At 69.9% G+C, this 239-nt stretch carries 1 pseudogene; it reads left to right on the forward strand.

The features are described from left to right. Positions 1 to 239: pseudogene (locus KVT37_RS32775) on the forward strand (hydantoinase/oxoprolinase family protein); the annotation flags it as partial.

Raw genomic sequence — 239 nt, forward strand, 5'->3', positions numbered from 1 at the left:
GCCCGCAGCGGCGCCAGCGGCAGGATCGTGTGCGAGACCACGGCTTCCATGCGCTATGCCGGCCGGGGCTGGGAAATCCCCGTGCCGCTGGCGGACGAGCCGTCCGGCGACGATGCGGTGGCGAAGCCCAAGGAACTGTTCGAGACGAACTCCCAGCGCTTCTTCGGCCGCGCCATCGGAGGCCCCGACGGGCCCGAGATCGAGATCGTCACCTGGTCGGTGAAGGCGACCGATGTTCG

Origin of the sequence: Mesorhizobium sp. GbtcB19 (genome assembly GCF_019091085.1) — a bacterium.
In the GTDB taxonomy this organism is placed as follows: domain Bacteria; phylum Pseudomonadota; class Alphaproteobacteria; order Rhizobiales; family Rhizobiaceae; genus Mesorhizobium.